15 protein-coding genes are annotated in these 20,774 nt (G+C 75.8%); 10 read left to right on the top strand and 5 right to left on the bottom strand.

The genetic code is table 11. The features are described 5' to 3' along the window. Positions 1-18 precede the first annotated feature (18 nt). Positions 19-681 carry an NAD(P)H-binding protein gene (locus BM093_RS11270; protein ID WP_093341250.1) on the top strand — a complete coding sequence of 221 codons (663 nt, stop codon included), beginning with the start codon at positions 19-21 and terminating at the stop codon, positions 679-681. Between the two features lie 31 nt (positions 682-712). Next, the gene (locus BM093_RS11265) at positions 713-2,134 is read left to right on the top strand and encodes a dihydrolipoyl dehydrogenase family protein (RefSeq protein ID WP_093341442.1); all 1,422 of its coding nucleotides are present in this window, start codon (positions 713-715) and stop codon (positions 2,132-2,134) included. Positions 2,135-2,161: 27 nt separating this feature from the next. Here the strand turns inward: BM093_RS11265 and BM093_RS11260 are convergent, their stop codons facing one another. Beyond that, positions 2,162-3,049, bottom strand: a complete 888-nt coding sequence (locus BM093_RS11260; RefSeq protein ID WP_093341246.1) for a DUF6474 family protein — start codon at positions 3,047-3,049, stop codon at positions 2,162-2,164. Positions 3,050-3,217: 168 nt separating this feature from the next. On the opposite strand from BM093_RS11260, the gene BM093_RS11255 reads away from it, so the two are divergent. Together BM093_RS11255 and BM093_RS11250 are read left to right on the top strand one after the other, a co-directional pair. After that, positions 3,218-5,140 carry a TM0106 family RecB-like putative nuclease gene (locus BM093_RS11255; protein WP_245773454.1) on the top strand — a complete coding sequence of 641 codons (1,923 nt, stop codon included), beginning with the start codon at positions 3,218-3,220 and terminating at the stop codon, positions 5,138-5,140. Positions 5,141-5,151: 11 nt separating this feature from the next. Continuing rightward, positions 5,152-6,990: a gamma-glutamyltransferase family protein gene (locus BM093_RS11250; protein ID WP_425439134.1), complete on the top strand. Its 1,839-nt coding sequence runs from the start codon at positions 5,152-5,154 to the stop codon at positions 6,988-6,990. A 22-nt stretch (positions 6,991-7,012) separates the two neighbouring features. On the opposite strand, the gene BM093_RS11245 is transcribed toward BM093_RS11250, so the two are convergent. The 4 genes from BM093_RS11245 to BM093_RS11230 form a co-directional block, all read right to left on the bottom strand. Further along, a complete protein-coding gene (locus BM093_RS11245) occupies positions 7,013-9,820 on the bottom strand; it encodes an ATP-binding protein (RefSeq protein WP_177238397.1) in 2,808 nt (935 codons plus the stop codon). Positions 9,821-9,873: 53 nt separating this feature from the next. Further along, positions 9,874-11,253 carry an FAD-binding oxidoreductase gene (locus tag BM093_RS11240; protein ID WP_218162737.1) on the bottom strand — a complete coding sequence of 460 codons (1,380 nt, stop codon included), beginning with the start codon at positions 11,251-11,253 and terminating at the stop codon, positions 9,874-9,876. Positions 11,254-11,402: 149 nt separating this feature from the next. Then, positions 11,403-14,216: an MFS transporter gene (locus BM093_RS11235; protein ID WP_093341237.1), complete on the bottom strand. Its 2,814-nt coding sequence runs from the start codon at positions 14,214-14,216 to the stop codon at positions 11,403-11,405. Continuing rightward, on the bottom strand, positions 14,217-14,762 hold the full coding sequence (locus BM093_RS11230) for a MarR family winged helix-turn-helix transcriptional regulator (RefSeq protein WP_093341234.1): 546 nt from the start codon (positions 14,760-14,762) through the stop codon (positions 14,217-14,219). Positions 14,763-14,887: 125 nt separating this feature from the next. Between BM093_RS11230 and BM093_RS11225 the strand changes: the two genes are divergently transcribed. From BM093_RS11225 to BM093_RS11200, 6 genes are all read left to right on the top strand, one after another. Further along, positions 14,888-16,117, top strand: coding sequence for a cytochrome P450 (locus BM093_RS11225; RefSeq protein ID WP_218162736.1), 1,230 nt, complete (start codon positions 14,888-14,890; stop codon positions 16,115-16,117). A 64-nt stretch (positions 16,118-16,181) separates the two neighbouring features. Further along, on the top strand, positions 16,182-16,748 hold the full coding sequence (locus BM093_RS11220) for a cupin domain-containing protein (RefSeq protein WP_093341231.1): 567 nt from the start codon (positions 16,182-16,184) through the stop codon (positions 16,746-16,748). 268 nt (positions 16,749-17,016) lie between these two features. Continuing rightward, positions 17,017-17,457 carry a hypothetical protein gene (locus tag BM093_RS11215; RefSeq protein ID WP_093341228.1) on the top strand — a complete coding sequence of 147 codons (441 nt, stop codon included), beginning with the start codon at positions 17,017-17,019 and terminating at the stop codon, positions 17,455-17,457. A gap of 31 nt (positions 17,458-17,488) precedes the next feature. Beyond that, positions 17,489-18,367: a DNA-formamidopyrimidine glycosylase family protein gene (locus tag BM093_RS11210; RefSeq protein ID WP_093341226.1), complete on the top strand. Its 879-nt coding sequence runs from the start codon at positions 17,489-17,491 to the stop codon at positions 18,365-18,367. A gap of 9 nt (positions 18,368-18,376) precedes the next feature. Beyond that, positions 18,377-19,621 carry a sensor histidine kinase gene (locus tag BM093_RS11205; protein ID WP_245773453.1) on the top strand — a complete coding sequence of 415 codons (1,245 nt, stop codon included), beginning with the start codon at positions 18,377-18,379 and terminating at the stop codon, positions 19,619-19,621. A 101-nt stretch (positions 19,622-19,722) separates the two neighbouring features. Beyond that, positions 19,723-20,622 carry a S49 family peptidase gene (locus tag BM093_RS11200; protein ID WP_093341426.1) on the top strand — a complete coding sequence of 300 codons (900 nt, stop codon included), beginning with the start codon at positions 19,723-19,725 and terminating at the stop codon, positions 20,620-20,622. Positions 20,623-20,774: the final 152 nt, after the last annotated feature.

The following is a 20,774-nucleotide window of genomic DNA, read 5'->3' as shown; positions in this document are numbered from 1 at the left end:
CGGGAGTAGCGTCGTCGTATGGACGTGGTGATCGCCGGAGGACACGGGAAGATCGCGATGCGGCTGGCGTCCCTGCTCGCCGGGCAGGGGCACACGGTGCGCTCGATCGTGCGCAACCCCGACCACACCGACGAGGTGTCGGCGACCGGCGCGCGACCGGTCGTGGCCGACCTGGAGTCGACGACCGCCGAGGTCCTCGCCGGCCAGCTGACCGGCGCGGACGCGGTCGTGTTCGCGGCCGGGGCCGGACCGGGCAGCACGGCCGAACGCAAGGAGTCCGTGGACCGTGCCGGGGCGGTGCTGCTCGCCGACGCCGCCGCGCTCGCCGCGATCCGCCGCTACCTGCTGGTCTCCTCGACCGGGGTGGACAGCGAGCCGGACCCGGAGCGGGGCGCGGTGTGGGTCGCCTACATCCGGGCGAAGAAGGCCGCCGAGGAGGCGGTCCGGGGCGATGACCGGCTGGAGGCGACCATCCTGCGCCCGGGCCGGCTCACCGACGACCCCGGCACCGGGAGCGTGCTGCTCGCGCCGCCCCCGGTCACCCGCTCCGACGTCACCCGGGACGACACCGCCGCCGTCCTGGCCGCCCTGCTGAGCGCGGACCACACGATCGGGTCGACCCTGGAGCTGCGAGCGGGCGATGTCCCGGTCGCCGGCGCGGTGGCCGCTCTGCAGGGGTGAGGGAACCGCCCGGATCGGGAATGCTGCCGTCATGGCGGAGCACGAGTACGACGTGGTCGTGATCGGCGCCGGTCCGGTCGGGGAGAACGCCGCGGGGTACGCGGTGGACGCCGGCCTGTCGGCGGCGCTGGTCGAGTCCGAGCTGCTGGGCGGGGAGTGCTCCTACTGGGCGTGCATCCCGTCGAAGGCGCTGCTGCGGACCCCGCAGGCGGTCGCCGACGCCCGGCGGTTGCCCGGCGTGACCGCGGACTTCGACCCCGGTGCGGTCCTGGAACGCCGCACGTCGTTCACCTCGAACTGGGACGACGCCGGTCAGGTCGAGTGGGCCGAGGGTGCCGGTGCCGCGGTGCTGCGCGGCCGCGGCCGGCTGGCCGGGGAACGGACGGTCGAGGTGACCGGGGCCGACGGGAGGACGACCACCGTCACCGCCCGCCGGGCCGTGGTGCTCGCGACCGGCAGCGTCCCGGTGACGCCGCCGATCCCCGGCCTCGACACCGTCGGGTACTGGGGCTCCCGCGAGGCCACCGCCGCGAAGGAGGTCCCCGAGCGGCTCGGGGTGCTCGGCGGCGGGGTCGTCGGCTGCGAGATGGCGCTGGCGTTCGCCCGGCTCGGCTCGCGGGTGACGCTGATCAACCACGGGCCGCGGGTGCTGCCCGGCGCGGAGCCGGTGGCCTCCGAACGGGTCGCCGGGGGACTGCGGGAGGCCGGCGTCGACCTGCGGCTCGACACCGGGCTCGACCGGGTGGAGGGCTCCGGCGGGACCGGCGGCACGGTGCTGCACTGTTCCGGTGCGCGGGCCGGCACCGTCGAGGTCGACCGGCTGCTCGTCGCCACCGGTCGGCGCCCGAACACCGACGACCTCGGCCTGGACACCGTCGGGGTCACCACGACCGGCCGGGGCGCGGTCGGGGTCGACGAGTCGGGCCTGGCCCGGGGCACCTGGTTGTACGCCGTCGGCGACGTCAACGGCCGCGCGCCGCTGACCCACCAGGGCAAGTACCAGGCCCGGATCGCCGCGCACGCCATCGCCGAGCGGGCCGCCGGCCGCGAGCCGGACCCGGCCCCGTGGAGCGAGGACGCCGCCACGGCCGACCACCACGCCGTCCCGCAGGTGGTGTTCACCGACCCCGAGGTCGCCTGGGTCGGGCGCACCGCCGACGCGGCCCGGCGCGACGGCCTGGACGTCCGCGTCGTCGAGCTCGACATCGCCGTGGCCGGTTCCGCGCTGACCGCCGACGGCTGGTCCGGCCGGGTCGTCGCCGTCGTCGACCGGCGGCGCGAGGTGCTGGCCGGCGTGACCTTCGTCGGGCCCGGGGTGGCCGAGCTGCTGCACGCCGCGACGATCGCCGTCGTCGGCGAGGTACCCCTGCACCGGCTGTGGCACGCCGTCCCGGCGTTCCCGACGATCAGCGAGGTCTGGCTGCGGCTGCTGGAGACCTACCGCGCCGGATGAGCGGCCGGCCTGCTCACGGCCGTCCGCTCACGCCTGAACACCCAGGTGGTCCAGCAGCTCGACCTCGATCCGGTCCAGGTCGTGCGCGATCGTCCGGAACGCGGCCCGGCGGCGGGAGGCGGGCATGTTCTCGGCCGCCCGGACCGCGGCGGCCAGGTCGTGCAGCCGCGGCTCGGTCTCGTCGGCGAACCGCTTGGCCCGCACGTCCCGGTCGGTCGTGCCGTCCTCGCGCAGCTCCAGGATCGTCCGGGAGATCCGCGACATCCGCGCGTGCAGCCTGCCGCCGGGCCCCGAGTAGCCGCCGAGCTCGTCGGGGGAGACCCCCAGCTTGCGGGAGCGGTGCTCGTCGAGGCGGTGGCGCAGCGTCCCCGCGGCGGCCATCGCGTACGGCGCGGCCAGCGGCGCCACCAGCTTCACGATGCCCAGGTAACGCTGGACCCGCTTGGCGTTCCACTCGCGGGCGGCGCGCTCGCGCTCGGCGTCCTTCGCGGCACGGGCCTCACTCTTGAGCCGGCCCTTCTCCGTGGCCCGGGCGGCCTTCGCCTCCGCCTTGCGGGCGCTCGCGTCGGCCTTCGCGGCGGTCCGCGTGGCCTTCCGGTCCGCCGAGCGGGACTTGAGGTCCGCCTCGTTCATCAGGCCGCCCGAGGCGGCACCGATCGCGGTCGTGGTGGACCCGATCGCCCGCCGGGTGGTGCGGTCGGCCTTCCGGTCCGCCTTCTGTGCCCGCCGGCTCGCCGCGTCCGCCTTCTTCCGCGCCTTCACGGCGCGGGTGTGCAGCTTCTCCGCGGCACGGTCGGCCGTCTCACGGGTGTAGCCGGCGGCCTCCTGCACCCACTCGGACGCGTCGACCGCCGCCTCCCTGGTCGCCGCGGCAGCGCGTTCGCCGGCACCCGGCTTCCTGCGCAGCAGTCCCATCTCGTGTCCTCCCGTGGGCGGTCCGACCGCCGTTGATCGCCTTGCCGTCGCCGCAGCCTAGGCCCCACGCGTGAGCGGGCGCAGGTCCGACACCGGCGCGTGACCGACTGGTCCACCGGATCGGTACCCCGCCGGAACCGTCGGGGGTGGTCTCTACCCTCGACCCCTGTGAGCACCTCGACCGGATCCCGGACCGCACCACGGGTCCTCCTGGACGCCGCTGCGCTCAGCGGCTGCCGGCGCCGGGTGCACCTGGACCACGACCCGGCGGCGGCCGGCTCGCCGCGTGCGCTGCCCGATCCGGCCATCGAGCAGCGGCGCTCCGATGCGGCCGCGCACCGGGTGCGGATCGGGGAGCTGCTCGCCGGCACCTGGGGCGCGGACTGGGCGAGCACCTGGCCGGGCGGTGCGGCCGGGCCGGTCATCGGTGGCGGGGCGGGGTTCGCCGGGAACGGCGCGGAACCTGGGAACGGCGCGGAACCCGGGAACGGCGCGGAACCGGCGGCGAACCGGTCGGACCCGTCCGGGCCCGGTGCGGAGCCGGTCGCGAGCGGCGCGGACACGCCGGATCCCGGGGCGGGCGCCCCGGCAGCGGGCGGCGGTGCGGACCCCGGGCCGCGACCCGGCTCGCGTGCGGCCCGGGCCGCACGGACCGCGGAGCTGGTGGCGGCCGGCGCCCCGATGATCTGGGGGGCGGTCCTCCCGCTCGACGCCGACCGGCGCGGCACGGCCGAGCTGCTGGTCCGGGTGCCGGGCGGCGGGTACGTCCCGGTGCTGGTGGTCCGCCGCCGGATCACCGACCCGGGCTCCGGGGCCCGCACGACCGCGGTCACCGATCCGTGGCCGCAGCGCGCCCGCCCCGACCCGGACCGCAAGGTCCGGTCCCAGCCGCGGGACCTGCTGGCACTGGCCCAGCTGACCCGGCTGCTCGAGGCGGCCGGCTGGGCACCCCCGGCGTCCGCGCCCCGGCCGGGCGGGGTGATCGGGCTGGACGCCGACGTCGTGGTCTGGCACGACCTGCACGCCGCGCACTGGCCGGGTGACCGGTCCACCCTCGCCGAGTACGACGCCCGGTTCACCGACCGTTCGGCCGTCGCCCGCGCGGCCGCGACCGGTGCCCCGGCGCTGGCCGCGCCGTCGCGGGTCACCGAGTGCCGGCGCTGCCCGTGGTGGCCGACCTGCGAGGCCGAGCTGGAGCGGGCCGACGACGTCAGCCTGGTCGCGCACGGCGAGACCGGCCGGCTGCTGCGGGAGTCCGGTGTCGGCACGGTCGCGGCGCTGGCCGCGCTGGATCCGGCGGCGCCGCCGCGGCACCTGGTGACCCCGCTGCCCGGCCCGCCGCTCACCGACCTGGTGCCGCTGGCCCGGGCCCGCCGGCACGGTCTCGCCGTGGCCCGCCGGGTGCCGCGGGTGCCGGTGCCGCGGGCCGACGTCGAGGTCGACGTCGACATGGAGAGCTTCGGTGAGTCCGGCGCCTACCTGTGGGGTGCGTTGCTGTCCCATCCCGGTGGCCGGCGGGACGGGGATCCGGAGCCGGGCTACCGCGCGTTCGCGACCTGGGAACCGCTGCCCACCCCCGACGAGGGGCGCTCGTTCGGCGAGTTCTGGACCTGGCTGATGCGGACCCGTGCGGCCGCGCTCGCGTCGGGCCGCACGTTCGCCGCGTACTGCTACAACGAGCAGGCCGAGAACCGGTGGATGCTCTCGTCGGCGCAGCGGTTCGGCGGGGTGCCGGGTGTGCCGACCGAGGCGGAGGTGCGCGCGTTCATCGAGGACCCGTGCTGGGTGGATCTCTACGGCGTCGTCTCCACCTGGTTCCTGTGCGCGCAGGGCAAGGGCCTGAAGAAGATCGCGCCCGCGGCCGGGTTCAGCTGGCGGGACCCGGAGGCGGGCGGGGAGAACTCGATGCGCTGGTACCGCGACGCCGTCGCACTGGAGGGCGGCGAGCCCGACCCGCGCCAGCGCGAGCGGCTCATCGGCTACAACACCGACGACGTGCTCGCCACGCAGGCGTTGCGGGAGTGGATGTCCTCGGAGCGGATCCTCGAGGAGGTCCCCCTGGTGAGTGAGCTGGCCGACACCGCCGTGTGAGGATGCGGGCCGTGGACCCGCACAGCTCCCACAGTCCGCCCAGCCCGCTCGTGCACGACCGGATCGGCCCGCGCGGCGCGGTCAGCAGCACCCACCACCTCGGCACCGCCGCCGCGGCGTCCGTGCTGGCCCGGGGTGGCAACGCCTTCGACGCGGCCGTGACCTGCGGGTTCGTCCTGCAGGTCGTCGAACCGCACCTGTGCGGGCCCGGGGGAGAGCTCCCCGCGGTCCTGGTCACCGCCGCGGACCCGGTCCCGCGGGTGCTCTGCGCGCAGGGTGTCGCCCCGGCGGCCGCGAGCATCGACCGGTTACGGCGAGCCGGGTGCGAGATCGTGCCCGGCACCGGGCTGCTGCCGGCGACCGTGCCCGGCGCCTGGGACGGCTGGCTGAGCCTGCTGCGCGATCACGGCACCTGGGAGCTCGCCGACGTGCTCGAACCGGCACTGGGCTACGCCGCGGGCGGGTTCCCGCTGGTCCCGCGCATCCCGGACGCGCTGGCGGTGGTCGCCGAGCACTTCCGGACGCACTGGCCGAGCTCGGCGGCGACCTGGCTGCCCGGCGGACGGGTGCCGCGGGCCGGGGAGATCGTGCGGCTGCCCGCGCTGGCCGCGACCTGGCAGCGGCTGCTTGGTGCCGCGACCGGGCCGGACCGGGAGGCACGCATCGACGCGGCCCGCGACGCCTGGTACCGCGGCTTCGTCGCGGAGGAGATCGAACGCTTCTGCGCGACCCCGGTCCGCGACGAGACCGGCCGCGACCACACCGGCCTGCTGACCGCCGACGACCTGGCGCGCTGGTCCGCGCACTACGAGGACGCCGTCGTCGCCGACGCCGGTCGCGGCTGGTCGGTCGCCAAGTGCGGGCCGTGGTCCCAGGGCCCGGTGCTGCTGCAGCAGTTGCGGCTGCTGTCCGGGACGGACCTCGAACTGCCGGGCGGGGTGGCGAGCGAGGGCACGGTGCACACCGCCGCCGAGGCGGCCAAGCTGGCATTCGCCGACCGGGAGGCCTGGTACGGGGATCCGGCCGGCGGGGACGTGCCACTGGCCGAGCTGCTCTCCGACGACTACACCGCCGCCCGCCGGGCGCTGATCGGGTCCACGTCGGACGGCACGTTGCGCCCGGGCTCGCCCGCCGGGCGACGGCCGCGGATCGGGGCCTACGCGGCGCGGCCCGGGGCCGGTCGCGGCACCGGGGTCCAGGGCCCGGGCACCGGCGAGCCCACGGTCAGCCGGGAGGGCGTCGCCCGCGGGGACACCGTGCACGTCGACGTCGTCGACGCCGCCGGGAACATGATCTCGGTGACGCCGTCGGGCGGGTGGCTGCAGTCGTCGCCGACGATCCCGGCCCTCGGGTTCTGCCTCGGCACCCGCGGGCAGATGTTCTGGCTGGAGGAGGGCCTGCCCAGCTCGATGGCCCCGGGCCGGATGCCCCGCACCACGCTGAGCCCGTCGCTGGCGCTGCGCGACGGCGAGCCCGCGGTCGCGCTCGGCACCCCGGGCGGTGACCAGCAGGACCAGTGGCAGCTGTGCCTGCTGCTGGCGATGATCCACGGCGAGCTTGACCTGCAGGCCGCGATCGACGCCCCCGCCTGGCACTCCACGGCGTTCCCGGCGTCGTTCGCACCGCGCGGCTGGGAGCCGCACGGGCTGGTCGTGGAGTCCCGGCTGGGTGCGGACACCCTGGCCGGGCTCCGGCGCCGCGGGCACGACGTCGTCGACGCCGGGAACTGGGCGCTGGGCCGGATGTGCGCGGTCGGCCGGGGCAGCGCCGTGCCCGGGGGTGGCGGGCCGGGCGCGCTGCACGCGGCCGTCGACCCGCGTTCGGGGGTGGGTGCGGCGATCGCCGTGTGACGCCGCCGCGGCGCCGGGCCGGTCACCAGTCCCCGGTGGCGGAGCGGACCGCGAGCTCGGCACGGCCGCCCGAGCCGGTCTTGGCGAGCAGCCGCTCGACGTGCTTCTCCACGGTCCGGTGCGACAGCCCGAGCCGGGCCGCGATGTCGCGGTTGGACAGCCCGGCCGTGAGCAGGCCGAGCACCTCGGCCTCGCGGGCGGTCACGCCGTGCCGGCGCAGCGCCGGGGCGACCGGGCCGGGCCGGGCGATCCGGGCGCCGGTGTGCCGCAGCATCCTGCGACAGGCCGCGGCCGGTGCCTCGAACCCGGCGGCGGTGAACCAGGCGAGGTCCTCGGCCAGCCAGCCCGCCGGGTCGCCCCAGCCGTCGGCCAGTGCGGCCTCGGCGACCAGCCGCCGTCCGACGTGGAGGAAGTGCGGGATCGGCACCGGTTCGGTGAACGCGCGCTGACCGGCGGCGAAGGCCCGTTCCGCGGCCACCCGGTCGCCCGCACGCCCGTGGCAGACCGCCTCGGCCCAGTACACGTGGGCGACCGTCCAGCGGGCCAGCGACCGGCCGGGATACCCGGCGACCGCGTCCAGCGCCACCCGGCCGCGTTCGAGCGCTGCCACGAGCACCCACCGGCCCAGCGGCGGCCCCGAGGTGGTGTCGGAGTCCTGCGCGATGTGGACCAGTGCCCGGTCCAGTGCGGTCAGCGCGGCCGCCCGGTCCTCGGCGAGCAGCGCCAGTGTCGCCGTCACGTGCTCGGCGACCGCGGCGACGTGCGCGTCGTCCGGGGCGAGGGACCGGGCCCGCCCGGCCTGGGCCAGTGCCGCGGCCGCCTCCCCGCGGTCGGCGTGCACCTCGGCGGTGACGGCGGCCGCCATCGCCTGCACCGGCAGCCCGAGCCGGTCGCAGGCCGGGACCACGCGGCCCAGGTGTTCCAGCGCCGCTCCGGTCTCGCCGCGCCAGCACCGCAGCACCGCCAGGTGGAACTCGGCGGTCGTGGCGAGTGCGAGCGCCCCGAGACCGGACGCCTCGGCGACGGCCCGTTCGGCCCGGTCCGTCCGGAGACCCGTGAACAGATCCACAGTAGACAGCTCGTGCAGCGCACGGACCCGCCACACGGGCAGGTCGTGGGCCTCGGCGAGGGCGTGCCCGCGCTCGAACAGCAGCTGCGCCCGGGCCAGGTCGGTGCGGCGGGCCACCCGGCCGAGCAGCTCGAGCGCCTCGCAGGCCGGCTCGTGCGGGCCGGCCGGCACGGTGGCGTCGAGCACGGCCGCGGCGAGCCGCTCGGCCTCGGCGAACCGGTTGCGGCCGATCGCGACGTGCGCCGCGCAGAGGTCGGCGGCCGGGCCCGCCCCGCCGAGGTCGCGGGCGTGGGCGATCCGGGCGTCGGCCGCGTCCCACTGCCCGGCGGTGGCGTGGGCCCGCGCGAGCCGCAGCACGGCGCCGACCCGCCGGGACACGGCCGCGTCCAGGCCGTCCAGCCGGGCCAGCAGCCGCTCGGTCACCGCGGCCGCCGGTTGCGGCAGGCCCGTCTGCACCAGGACCTCGGCGAGCTCCTCGGCGACGGCGGTGGCGACGAGCGGGTCCCGGGCGAGCAGCGTCGCCCGGTCCAGCGCGTCGCGGGCCGTCGCGAGCGCACCGCGCCGCCGCTCGGTGCGCCCCACCCCGACCAGCAGGTCCGCCGCCCGGTCCGGCTCCCCCGCCTCCTCGGCCAGCCGCGCGGCGAGCCCGCCCCGCTCGCCGTCGCCGGTGGCCAGGACCGCCTCGAGCGCCGCCCCGGCCAGCTCGGCGCGTTCCGCGGGCCAGACGTCGGCGAGCACGGCGTCGCGGGTCAGCGCGTGCCGGAACGCCGGGACGCCGCCCGGCCCGGTGCCCTCCAGCAGCCCGGCCCGGGCGGCCTCGTCCAGCGCGTCCCGCACGGCGTCACCCTCCGCGCCCGAGGCGGCCGGCAGCAGCGACCGGTCGACCCGTTCCCCGAGCACCGCCGCCAGCCGCAGCACCCGCCGTGCCCGCGGGGACAGCGCCGCCGTCCGGTCCCGCACGCCGGCCGCGTGGTCCGGCGGCAGCGCCGTTCCCGACGGGGCGGCGGCCAGCAGCTCCTCGACCAGCAGTGGGACGCCACCGCTGCGGGCGGCGACCCGGGCGGTGACCTCCCCGGGCACCGGCCGGTCCAGGCAGGCCCGGGCCATGGCGGACACCGCCGCGGCGCTCAGCGGTCCGGGGGCGACGACCTCGGCGGCGCCGCGTGCGGAGAGCCGCTGCAGCAGCTCGGGCCACGGACCCGGGCCGTCGCGGCCGGTGGCCACCAGCAGCACCGGCTCGGCGGCGGCGTTGTCGGCCAGGTACTCCAGCACGGTCAGCGTGTCCGGATCGGACCAGTGCAGGTCCTCCAGCACCAGCACCAGGCCCGGAGTCCGGCCCGGTGGCGTGGCGAGCGCCCGCAGCAGGTGCAGCAGGCCCTCGGCGAGCCAGGGGACCGGGTCGGCGACGGCGGGCGGGCCCGCGGTAGGACGCCAGTGCGGCAGCAGCCGGCCCAGGGCCGGGTGGAACGCCGCCAGCCCGGGGGCGTCCGGCGGGGGGCCGCGCCGCAGCCCGGCCAGCAACGCCTCGGTGAACGGCCGCAGCGCCGACCCGTCGCCGTCGACCGCCCGACCGATGAGCACCGGCAGCCGGCCGCGGGCACCGCCGGCCAGCTCGTCGACCAGCCGGGACTTGCCGATGCCGGCCTCCCCGACGACCGCGCCCAGCCCGCCGTGCCCGCGCCGGGCGCGTTCCAGGCCCCGGTGCAGCCGGGCCAGCTCCGCCTCGCGCCCGGTGAGCACGGGGCACCGGAGCCGGGACACCCGGTCAGTATCGCCACCGGCGCGACCCGCGGTACGGCCGTTCAGCCCTGTCGTCAGGCCATCGGCCGGATGTTCTGGTTCAGCGCCAGCGTGTTGTCCGGGTCGTAGGCGGCCTTCACGGCCGCGAGCCGGTGCAGCCGCTCCGCACCGCCGTAGGCCTCGACCAGCCGGTCCGGCCCCTCGTCGCCGTCGAGGTGGTTGACGTAGGTGCCCGCGGCGGCGGGGCGCATGGCGCGCCACACCGCGCGCGCCCAGGCCGCGTGCGGCCCGGCCGCCCCGCCGGGCTCCCACATCGCCGCCGCGGTGGCGATCCAGCGGCTGCTGCGGTGCGGGAACGCGGTCGCGCCCGGCCCCGGGTCGTTCATGGCCCCGCCGGTGACCCGCAGGAGCACCCCGGAGAACGGTGAGGTCACCTCGGCCCAGCGCGCCACCAGCGCGGCGAGGACCCCGTCGTCGAGCGGGCCGAGCAGGTCCGAGCGGACGTAGGACGCCCGACCGGGCGGGGTCATCGCGTCCGTGCTGCACTGCAGCGACACGTAGTCGGTGGGGCCGACGGCGTCGACCAGCGGGTCTCCGAGCCGCCGCACCCGGTCCAGCCACTCGTGACCGGTCTGCGGGTCGCCGAACCAGGCGGGGATCACGACCAGCCCGCGCCGCCCGCGCAGCACCGTCGGCAGCTCCGGCGACGGCGGCAGCGTGGCCAGCACGCACAGCGCGGACAGCTCGCGCGGGGCGTCGGCGACGAGGTCCTGCAGACCGGCCAGCACCCCCGCGGCCTCGTCGGGGGCGAACATCAGCGGGCCGCCCCACACGGGCCCGACCGGGTGCAGCCGGAAGTGGAAGCGGGTGACGACGCCGAAGTTGCCGCCACCGCCGCGCAGCGCCCAGAACAGCTCCGGCAGCTCCTGCGCGCTCGCCCGCAGCAGTCTCCCGTCGGTGGTCACGACGTCGGCGGCGAGCAGGTTGTCGCAGCTCAGCCCGTGCATCCGGGACAGCCAGCCGATCCCGCCGCCGAGGGTCAGCCCGGCCACCCCGGTGTCGGACACCTCCCCGCCCGGCGTGGCCAGGCCGAACGCCTGGGTCTCCCGGTCGAACTCGGCCCAGGTCGCGCCGGGGCCGGCGGTCGCCGACCGGGTCTTCGGGTCGACATGGACCTCCCGCAGCCCGGAGAGGTCGACGACCAGGCCGTCGTCGCAGGTGGAGAAGCCGGGGATGCTGTGGCCGCCGCCCCGCACCGCGACCGGCAGCCGCCGTTCCCGGGCGTGGGCCAGTGCGGCGACGACGTCGGCCGGGCCGGTGCAACGGGCGACGATCGCGGGTCGCCGGTCGACGGCGGCGTTCCAGACGCGGCGCGCGTCGTCGTAGCCGGGTGAGCCGGGAACGAACAGGGTGCCGCGGAAGCCGGCGACGGCCGGCAGGTCGGTGGTGGTCACGACGCCTCCTCGGGTCCGATGGGGTGCCCGAGGGTCGACCCGTCCGGGCCGGGCGGGGAGGGTGGAACCACGTACGCGGACCACCGGTGCCGCTACGTGGAACGGCCCGGCCCCCCGCACGGGAGACCGGGCCGTTCCACGTGGAACCACTACCGGGGGTCGCCCTCCCGGACGACGCGCCCGTTGTCGGCCGGGGACGGGGCGGGCGCGCTGCCCGGCTCGTCGAGCGGGTGCGGGAACTCCACGTCCGAGTGCGTCACCCGGCCGGACTCCAGCGCCACCACCGTCGCCACCGGCGGGTAGCCGCTGGTCGCGAGCGTGTAGCTACCGGCCTGCAGCCGGTCGAAGGTGAACGTGCCGTCCGGGCCGGACAGCCGCGACCCGACGACGGCCCCGTCGGCGTCGATCAGCGTGGCGAGCGCCTGGTTGACCGGCAGGCCGTCCGGTGCGGCGGTCACCCGCCCGGTGAGCCGTGCGCGCTGGGGCAGCCGCAGGTCCTGGGTGGCCGCACCCACCGCCGGGACCTCGACCCCGACCGCCACCGGGTCGACGGCCTCGCCGACCGCGGTGAGCGTGTAGCGCCCCTCCGGGACACCGGTCAGGACGAACCGGCCTGCCTCACCGGTCCGGCCGGAGGCGGCCACGTCCCCGCCGGCGTCGATCAGCGAGACGGTCAGCCCGGCCACGCCCTGCCCGCCGGCGTCGCGGACCGCGCCGCGCACCCCGCTGCCACCGGCCAGGCGGGCGTCGTGCCGGGCCGTCCCGGTTCCGACCCCGACGGTGGCCGCGTGCGGCGGGAGCGAGCCGGACGCGGCGACGACCAGGTACGTGCCCGGTGCGTGCACCGCGACGTGGTAGTGGCCGTCGTCGTCGGTGACCGTGCGGCCGATCTGCTCACCGGACAGCCGCGCGACGGTGACGGTCACGCCGGGCAGCGCGGTGCCGGCCTCGTCCCGGACCCGCCCGGCGACGGCAGGTCCCGTGCTGCCCGGTCCGCCCGCCGTGGCGGCGTCGGGTGCTGTTCCGTTGCTCATGGCTCCCTCTCCGGGTCCGCCGGCGGTGGCCGCGTCCGCCGGGTTGGTCAGGCGCTCCGGGCCCCCGTGAACCGCACGGTCCGCCGGGACACTCTCGTCGGCGACGGGTCCGCGGGCCGGGACCGTCGCGAGCGGTGCGGTCGGCGGGTCCACCGGGACCGGGGCCGCCGCGGGCTCGTGCCCGCCCCCGCGCCCGGCCGGTGCGGGGACCGGCGCCGCGGTGACCGGGTCCCCGGTGGGCAGGCTCGCCCGCGCCTCGGCCTCGGCCTCGGCCCGGGCGGCCTGGGCACCGGACATGGTGCGCAGCGGCAGCTCCTTGAGGAACAGCACCAGCACGAACGCCACCGCGATCACACAGGCGGCCACGAGGAACGCCAGCGTCATCGAGCTGGTGAAGCCCTCCTGGAACGGGGCGGCGAGCCGCGGGTCGATTCGCTGCAGGAACGACGAGTCGCTCAGCACCGACGAGCTCGCGGCGCCGGACTGCATCCCCTGCACGACCTGCCGGTTCGCCGGGTCGGCGAGCACCGCCGGGTCGGCGACGGCGGCGCGGAACCCCGCGGTGCCCGCCGCGGAGCGGAACGCCTCGCCGATCCGGTCGCCCGCGGTGGAGAAGACCACCGAGAGGAACACCGCGGTACCGAGCGTGCCGCCCATCTGCCGGAAGAAGGTGACCGACGAGGTGGTCACACCCATGTCCCGGGCGGGCATCGCGTTCTGCACGGCGAGCACCAGGGTCTGCATGCACAGGCCCAGGCCGAGCCCGAGCAGCGCCATCGTCAGGTCGAGCTGCAGGATCGGGATCTCCGGCGTCAGGGTCTGCCAGAACAGCACCATCGCGATGGTGATGAAGGCGGTCCCGAGCACCGGGAAGATCTTGTAGCGGCCGGTGCGCGAGGTCAGCTGGCCCGACGCGACCGAGGCGACCATGATCCCGCCGACCATCGGCAGCATCATGAAGCCCGCCTCGATCGGGGTGGCCCCGTGCACGAGCTGCAGGAACTGCGGCAGCAGCGCGATCCCGCCGAGCATCGCCATGCCGATCAGCAGGTTGATCACGCTGGACAGCGAGAACACGCCGGTCCGGAACAGGCGCAGCGGCAGCAGGGCGTCGTCGCCGTAGGCGCGCTCGGCCACCAGGAACAGCACCAGGCCGACGGCACCGATGACGTAGCAGACGATCGACGACGTCGAGGCCCAGCCCCAGTCGCGGCCCTGCTCGGCCACGATCAGCAACGGCACCAGGCACAGGGTCAGTGCCAGCGCACCCGGCCAGTCGATCCGGGCCGGCCGCGGCACGTGCGGGATGTTGAGGACCTTGTAGACCACGACCAGCGCGACCAGCCCGATCGGCACGTTGACCAGGAAGATCCAGCGCCAGCCGTCGACCCCGAGGAAGGTGTCCACGCCGGACAGCAGGCCGCCGATCACCGGGCCGATCACGCTGGAGGTGCCGAACACCGCGAGGAACAGGCCCTGGTAGCGGGCCCGCTCCCGGGGCGGGACGATGTCGCCGAGGATGGTCAGCGCCAGCGACATCAGACCGCCCGCGCCGAGGCCCTGCACCGCGCGGAACGCGGCCAGCGAGTACATCGACCAGGCCGCGGTGCAGGCCACCGAACCGACCAGGAAGATCGAGATCGCGATCATGAACAGCGGCTTGCGGCCGTAGATGTCGGACAGCTTGCCGTAGAGCGGCGTCGCGATCGTGCTGGTGATCAGGAACGCGGTGGTCGCCCACGCCTGCAGCGACAGTCCCGACAGGTCGTCGGCGATCGTGCGGACCGCGGTCGAGACGACCGTCTGGTCCAGGGCGGCCAGGAACATGCCCAGCATCAGTCCGCCCAGGACGGTCAGGATCTGCCGGTGCGTGAGTTCCCCGTCCGCACTCGCGGCGGCGGGCCGCGCACCGGCGGCAGCGGTGGACATTCAGGACTCCTGTGCTCGGTCGTGCTGGAGATCTGTGTTGGTGTGGACCTCGGTGGTGCGGGCCTCGGCGTGCTGCGCCTCGTGCTCCTGGAAGTCGGCGAGGAAGCGGCCGAGCAGCCCGGTGAGCGCGTCGCGGTCGGCCGGCTCCCAGGAGCCGAGTACCTGCGCGATCACCCGGGCGCGCCGGCGTCGCTCGGTCTCGATCACCCGGACGCCGTCGGCGGTGGCGGCGAGCAGCGACGCGCGGCCGTCGGCCGGATCGGCCCGGCGCTCCACGAGCCCGGTCCGGACCAGGGAGGACACCTGACGGCTGATCGTCGACGGGTCGGTGTGGAAGGTCGCCGCGACCTCGGTGGCCCGCTGCGGGCCGCCGAAGTGCAGGTGGGCCAGCACGTGGTAGCCGGCCATGTCGACGATCATCTCGGGGCGGTGCCGCTCGGCCGAGCGCTTGACCTGCCGGGTCACCAGGAACAGCTCGCGGACGACGGTGTCGGCGAGCTCGAGCTCGGCCTCGTCCGGCTCGGCGGTGGGTTCCGCGGGGCGCATCGCGGCTCCCTCCCTCGAAAGTGCATGTAGCACGCAACTAGTTGGCGCGCGCAAGCATTGCACCGTTACCCAGTGCAATGCAAAGTGGCTGGTCGTGAGCCGCGCCACCTGATTACGGTGCCGGTGTGACCGTGGACGTGTTCGACCCGCGGACCTTCGCCCGGGGCATCCCGCACGAGGACCTGCGCCTGCTGCGCGACGAGGCCCCGGTCTCCTGGCAGGACGAGCACGCGGTCGGCCCGTGGCCCGCCGGGCCCGGCTTCTGGGCGATCACCCGGTACGACGACGTCCGGCACGTCCTGCGCAGCCCGGCCGACTTCTCCTCGTCGCTGGGCGCGACCCAGATCCGCGACCCGGACCCGGAGGACCTGCCGTTCCTGCGCCGGATGATCCTCAACATGGACCCGCCCGAACAGGTGCGGCTGCGCACCCTGGTCTCCGGCGCGTTCACCCGGCGGCGGATGGAGTCGTTCGAGGCGGTCGTCGCCGAGCGGGCGGAACGCCTGCTCACCGCGGTGCGCGACGACGGCGGGTGCGAGCTGACCACCCGGGTCACCGACGACTTCGGACTGCAGAACCTGTCCGACCTGCTCGGCGTGCCCGCCGAGGACCGCGACCGGCTGCTGCACTGGACGAACCGGGTCATCGGCTACCAGGACCCCGAGCACGGCGGCACGGACGACCCGGCCGCCGGACCGCCGGTGAACCCGCGGTCGCCGGCCGCGCTGGCCGACATGTTCGGCTACGCCGACGCCCTCGCCGAGCGCAAGCGGGCCGAGCCCGCCGACGACGTCATGACCGCGCTCGTGCGAGCCGAGGTCGACGGGCGCAGGCTCACCGGCCCCGAGCTGCACATGTTCTTCTTCCTGCTGGTCATCGCCGGGAACGACACCGTGCGCAGCGCGCTGCCCGGTGGGGTGCTGGCCCTGCTCGACCACCCGGAGGAGTACGCCCGGCTGCGTGCCGAACCGGCGCTGCTGCCGGCCGCGGTCGAGGAGATGTTGCGGTGGCACCCGCCGGTGCTGACCTTCCGGCGGACGGCCACCCGTGACCTCACGCTGCGCGGCGCGCGGATCCGGGCGGGCGACAAGGTCGTCGTCTACCACTGCTCGGCCAACCACGACGAACGGCGCTTCGCCGACCCGCACCGGTTCGACCCGGACCGCGCACCGAACGACCACCTCGCGTTCGGGCAGGGCCCGCACCTGTGCCTCGGTGCGCACTTCGCCCGGCTGCAGATGCGGGTGTTCTTCACCGCGTTCCTGCGGTTGCCGCAGGCCCGCGCGGGCGGGGAGCCGCGGCGGCTGACCTCGAACTTCATCAACGGGATCACCCGGCTCCCGCTGGCGTGGTGAGCCGGGCCGGCCGACCCGGGTTAGCCTCGCGGAGATCCGTCTCGCTCCCCGGGAGGCCCTGCTCGTGCGTACCCGCACCCCGACCGGTGTCCACGTGGCCGCCGGCGCCCTGCTCGTGGTGGTCGGCGCGCTGCTCGCCGGATGCGCGCAGCCCGGCCAGCTCGGTCACGAGGAGTCCGGCGCCGCCGGTCCGGACCGCTCGTCGGCACCGGCCGATCCCGGATCCACGGCGCCCGACGCCCCGGCCGCGACCGGACTGCCCGGCGTGCCGGGGGCACCGGTCGCGCAGGCCGGCTCGGACGCCCGCGGCGCCCTCGACCGCCCGGTCGAGATCGCGACCCCGGGGCCGGCGGAGCTGCTGGTGCGCACCGAGGTGCTGCAGCCCGGCCAGGCGACCGGCTGGATCCGGCACCCCGGAACAGCGACGTCGGCGGTCCGCTCCGGCACCGTCACGGTGCAGCGGGCGGGCAGCTGCGAGCCGCAGACGTTCGGGCCCGGCCAGGCGTTCTTCCTCGGCGACGGCGAGCCCAACGAGCTGCGCAACGACGGCGCGGAACCCGTCGTCCTCACCCGGTCGGAGCTCCTGGCCCCCAACACCCCCGAACGGGAACCCACCACCCCGGCCTGCTGACGCCGGCCTGCTGACGTCGCGCCGAGCCGGTCGCTCACCGATCCGGAGAACGCGCACCCGATCCCGTGAGCAGGGGCCGCATCCGGTGAGCGTTCCCGTATCCGGTGAGCGTGCGGCGGATCTTCGTCCGGGTGGGTGCGGGTGTGGCGGTGCGGGTCGGGCGTGACGGTGCGGGTGGGGCGTTTCGCTCGGTTCTGGCGGTGCGCTGTGGGAACATCGACCACGGACCGGGCAGGGAGCCCGGCCCGGCGCAGGGAGAGCACGGACCTTGGCGACGAAGACGGTGATCGCGGCGGACTACCGCGAGTGGCAGGTGCAGCGGCGGGTCGAGTGGACCACACCGGCCGTGGGTGACGAGTTCGAGCACGACGTGGACGCCGGGAGCGGCGCGGTCGTGCTGATCCTGGGAATGCTCGTCTTCTTCTGGCTGATGATGCTGATCTGGGTGCCCGAGCACGTGGTCTTCCCCTGGTTCTACTGGGTCGTGGTGCTCGTCGGCGTCGGATTCTTCCCGGCCCGCTGGCTGCTGCGGCGGCCGTTCACGATCACCGCGAAGACCCAGGGCGGCTACGACCTGCCGCCGGAGAAGTGGACCGGGATGGTGCGCGGGCTCGCGACCGCCCGGGAGGAGACGAAGGTCGTGATCCGCAGCCTGAAGAACCGGTCGACCCCCGGGCACGCGGACAGCCCGCTGCAGCCCATCAACTAGGCGCCCCAGGAGCCCCGGACTAGGAGCCGCCGTGCCGGAACTCCCCGAGGTGGAGGCGCTGGCCCACCACCTGCGCGAGCACGCCGTGTACCGCCCCGTGGCCCGGGTGGACCTGGCCTCGATGAGCGCGCTCAAGACGTTCGATCCGCCGGTGTCGGCGCTGACCGGGCGGGTGGTGACCGGGGCGTCGCGGTTCGGGAAGTTCCTCTCGGTCGACCTCGTCGACCGGCCGGACGATGGCCCGCTGCACCTGATCACCCACCTGTCCCGGGCCGGCTGGCTGCGCTGGCACGCGAGCGCCGGCGCCGGTCCGCCGAAGCCTGGCCGTGGCCCGCTGCAGCTGCGGGTGCACCTCGACACCGTCGGCGGGCCGGGGTTCGACCTGACCGAGGCCGGGACCCAGAAGCGGCTGGCCCTGTACCTGGTGCGCGACCCCGCGGAGGTCCCCGGCATCGCGCGGCTCGGCCCGGACGCGCTGGAGCTGACCCGCGACGGGCTCGACGCGCTCCTCGACGGCGACGGCCGGCGCCTGAAGACGGTGCTCACCGACCAGGCCACCCTCGCCGGGATCGGCAACGCCTACTCCGACGAGATCCTGCACACCGCCCGGCTGTCGCCGTACGCCACCGCCTCGCGGCTGACCACCGCGCAGCGGGACGCGCTGTCCGAGGCGGTGCACGGGGTGCTGACCGACGCCGTCGCCCGGTCGGTGGGGCAGGGGGCCGCGGAGCTGAAGGGGGAGAAGCGTTCCGGCCTGCGGGTGCACGCCCGTACCGGGCTCCCCTGCCCGGTCTGCGGCGACACCGTCCGGGAGGTCTCCTTCGCGGAGAGATCGTTCCAGTACTGTCCGACCTGCCAGACCGGCGGCAAGCCGCTCGCCGACCGCCGGCTGTCGCGGTTGGTGAAATAGGTGCGGGCGGTGTCGGGAGTCGGAGCGGTGGATCTCGCGGTGGTCGACGGACCGGCCGGCATCTCGCCGTCGCTGGTGCTGCTGATGGCCGTCGTGGTCGTCGTCGTGGTGGTCGCGGTCTTCGTGTTCATGTGGCAGCGCAACCGCCGCAACAACATGGTCTCCCCGCTGGCCAAGGCGACGTTCTCGGCGTTGCACACGGTGGCGCTGGCCGCGCCGGTGCTGCGGGAGGGACTCTCGGCCCGGTCGGCCTCGCAGGCGCTGCCCTACCTGCGCCAGCTGCTGGAGACCACCGCGATGGCGATGACCGACTCGCGCGGCGCCGTCCTGGGCTGGGACGGCAGCGCCGACCAGCACCAGCAGGACGTCCAGACGCTCGCCGACCGCGTCGTCTCCACCGGCCGGATGGAGCTGATGAGCCACACCTCCATCAAGTGCAACCAGCCGGGCTGCGAGGTGCGCGGCATCGTCGTGGTGCCGCTGGAGAGCGACGGCGCCATCATCGGGACGCTCGCCGCGCTGACCCCGTCGACGGCGGGCCCGCCCGTCCTGCGGGCCACCGGGGAGGTCGCCCGGTACGTCTCCAGCCAGCTGGAGCTCGCCGAGCTCGACGACTCCCGGGCCCGGCTGAACCGGGCCGAGGTCCGCGCGCTGCGCGCCCAGATCTCGCCGCACTTCGTCTACAACGCGCTGACCACGATCGCGTCGTTCATCCGGACCGACCCGACCCGGGCCCGGGAGCTGCTGATCGAGTTCGCCGACTTCACCCGCTACTCGTTCCGCTCGGCCGGTGAGTACACGACGCTGACCGACGAGCTCGACAACATCGAGCGCTACGTGCAGCTGGAGAAGGCCCGTTTCGGCAACCGGCTCAACATCCGTCTGCAGATCGACGACGAGATCAAGAACGTGGTGCTGCCGTTCCTCGCGCTGCAGCCCCTGGTGGAGAACGCGGTGCGCCACGGCCTGTCCGGCAAGCCGAACGGTGGCACCGTCACCATCCGCGCGGAGAACGCCGGGTCCGAGTGCGTGATCGTGGTGGAGGACGACGGCGTCGGCATGGACCCGGCACGGCTGAACGAGGACCTCGACGACGCCCACCTCTCCGGCGCGCACGTCGGCCTGGGCAACGTCGACGACCGGATGCGCTCCGCGTTCGGGGACAACTTCGGCCTGGTCGTCGACACCAACGTCGGCGCCGGTATGAAGATCACGCTGCGGGTGCCGAAGTTCCGGGCGGGCATCCGGGCCTGAACCGGCCGGGAGACTGCTCCACCCGGACGACGTGTGATGCGCCCGCTGTGCCGTTCCGGTCACCCGCCGTCACGCTGTGCGCGCGCGTACGGTGGGACCGCATGGACGTCCTGCGTATTCCCGCTGCGGTGACCGATCGGCTGCCCGGCAGGCTCGGCGCGACCGTCGGTGCGGCGGCCGGTGCTCCGGTCGTGTCGGTGGTGCGCCTGCACGGGGTGATCACCGCGCAGACGGCCCCGGTGCCGCGGCAGACGCTGAACGCCGCGTCGGTGGAGAAGGTGCTCGAGCGCGCGTTCGCCCCGGATCGGCTCGCCGCGGTCGCGCTGGTGATCAACTCGCCGGGCGGGTCGCCCACCCAGTCACAGCTCATCGGGGACCGGATCCGGCGCCTGGCCGACGAGTCGGGCGTCCCGGTGCTCGCGTTCTGCGAGGACGTCGCCGCCTCGGGTGGCTACTGGCTCGCGTGCGCCGCCGACGAGATCTACGCCTGCTCGACCTCGATCGTCGGCTCGATCGGGGTGATCAGCGCCGGGTTCGGGCTGGACGGCCTGATCGAGCGGTGGGGTGTCTCGCGCCGGCTGCACACCGCGGGCGGGTCGAAGTCCCGGCTGGACCCGTTCCTGCCGGAGAAAGCGGAGGACGTCGCCTGGCTGAACGGCCTGCAGGAGCAGATGCACGAGCGGTTCACCGGATGGGTCCGCGAGCGCCGGGGGGACCGGCTCAAGCGCGGCGGCGCCGAGCTGTTCGACGGCGAGGTGTGGCTGGGCGAGCGGGCCCGCGAGCTGGGCCTGGTCGACGGCGTGGGCAACGTCCACGACGTCCTGACCGAACGGTTCCCGGACGCCGAGCAGCGCCCGGTCGAGCAGCGCAAGCCGCTGCTGGCCCGGCTCGGCGCGGGGTCCGCCGCCCGGGCGTCGCTGCCGGGGCGGCCGGGCGACCTCGCGACCGAGGTGCTCTCCGCGATCGAGACGAGAGCGGTCTGGGCGCGGTACGGGCTCTGACCCGGATAGCGGGCCGGGGACGGGTGCGCCACGATGCCCAGCGTGTCCGGCCGGTCACCGATCCGGGTCGTGCCCTGGCATCCCGCGCGTTCGCACGTCACCATGGTCGCGGCGCCGGGCGATCATCGATGACGATGGCTTCCCGGCCCAGG

This window comes from Pseudonocardia ammonioxydans (genome assembly GCF_900115005.1).
Lineage (GTDB): Bacteria > Actinomycetota > Actinomycetes > Mycobacteriales > Pseudonocardiaceae > Pseudonocardia > Pseudonocardia ammonioxydans.
The sequence above is the reverse complement of the archived record's forward strand: the minus strand, read 5'-3'. Positions and strand labels throughout refer to the sequence as shown.